This is a genomic window from Kitasatospora sp. NPDC007106 (assembly GCF_040634455.1).
Lineage (GTDB): Bacteria > Actinomycetota > Actinomycetes > Streptomycetales > Streptomycetaceae > Kitasatospora > Kitasatospora arboriphila.
This window is the reverse complement of sequence record NZ_JBEYFP010001262.1, coordinates 1-1343: the sequence shown is the minus strand read 5'-3', so window position 1 is coordinate 1343 and position 1343 is coordinate 1. Positions and strand designations below refer to the sequence as shown.

Sequence of the window (1343 nt, the reverse complement as noted above, 5' to 3'; positions counted from 1 at the left end):
CTCCCGGGGCTGCGGCAGCGGCGGATGCGGCTGCCGGGGCACCGCGGAGGCGGTGGACGTCGCCCCTCCGGTCCGCCGGTAGCGACGCTCCGGCGGGACTCCCCGACGAAACTCCCCGGAGCGGGCGAGCGTCTCCGGGGAGACCTCCCGGCTGCCGCCGTCCTTGCCGGCGCCCGCCGGGGGCCTGCTGATCGCGCCGACGGTGAGGGTGCCGGTGGCGCCGTCGAGGAACTGCAGGACGGCCGCCGCCTTCGCCGGCCTGGCCCTGACCACCGCGCTGTGCGCGGCGGAGGCCGCGCACGGCCTGGAGGCCCTGCTCGAACCGGCCGACCACGCGGCCGCACACGGCTGAGGCCCGCCGCACCTCGACGGCGGCCCGGCACGGTGGCGTTCGGCCGACCGGTGACGGTCAGCCGGCCGCCGGCGGCGGCGCGTCCAGGATGCCCAGCAGGATCCGGACCAGTTCGGCGACGACCTCGTCGAGGGTGGCCTCCACCCAGCCCTCGGCCCAGTCGTGCAGCAGGCCGTTCACCCCGCCGATGAACGCGGCGGCGGCGACCCGGTAGTCACGCGGCACCGCCTCGCCGCGGGCCACGGCCGCCGTGGCCTCCGCGCACAGCAGGTCCACCCAGCGGGAGCGGCGGGCCAGCCGCTGCTGCTCCAGGCGCGGACTGACGCCGATGATCTCCACGAAGGTGATCCGCAGCCGGCGCCGGTCGCCGGTGACGTGCGCCGCGTAGGCGCCGAAGACGGCTGCGGCGCGTTCGGCGACCGGCAGCCCCCCGGCTTCGGCGAGGGCCGCCAGCGCGGCCTGTTCGGCCCAGTCGTTGACCTGGAGGTGCAGCTCGGCCAGCACGTCCTCCAGGGTGCGGAACTCCTCGTAGAACTGGCGGCTCGACAACCCGGCCGCCTCGCACAGCGCGGCGACCGTGGTGGAGCGGTAGCCCGGCGCGTCGCCGAAGAGCTGCAGCGCCGCGGCCAGGAACCGCCGCCGGCGCTCGGCCTGCCGGTCCTCCGCGGACCGGCCCGCGTACCGCCCGGTCGGCTGCCTCAGCCTGCCTGCCACCGCACCCCCCGTTGTCGACGGTCCCTCATTTTCCCGCGCCCGCCGTCTTGTCGGGACACCCACCCGTCGTTACTTTCAAGTAGCAAATCTGAATGTGCTCGTTTTCAGATCCTCCCTGGACCACCACCCGGAAGGAACGACGATGCCCCGACCCGCCCACCGCTCCCCCGCCCACCGCTCCCCCGCCCGCCCTCGACACCCTGCTGCCGCACGGACTCGGACAGCTCACCCGGCCGTTCAGCACCGCACCCGTCGACCCGGCCACCGGCGCGCTCTC

At 75.9% G+C, this 1343-nt stretch carries 3 protein-coding genes; 1 reads left to right on the top strand and 2 read right to left on the bottom strand.

Annotated elements, in window-relative coordinates:
• Positions 1 to 273, bottom strand: a 273-nt coding sequence (locus tag ABZ641_RS37680; protein ID WP_359989114.1) for a hypothetical protein, incomplete at its 3' end; no start/stop codon positions are given.
• Between the two features lie 136 nt (positions 274 to 409).
• Positions 410 to 1066 (bottom strand): TetR/AcrR family transcriptional regulator, encoded by a 657-nt coding sequence (locus ABZ641_RS37675; protein WP_359989112.1) that lies wholly within the window; start codon positions 1064 to 1066, stop codon positions 410 to 412.
• 92 nt (positions 1067 to 1158) lie between these two features.
• On the opposite strand from ABZ641_RS37675, the gene ABZ641_RS37670 reads away from it, so the two are divergent.
• Positions 1159 to 1343 (top strand): hypothetical protein (locus ABZ641_RS37670; protein ID WP_359989110.1); only part of this gene is annotated, 185 nt, incomplete at its 3' end.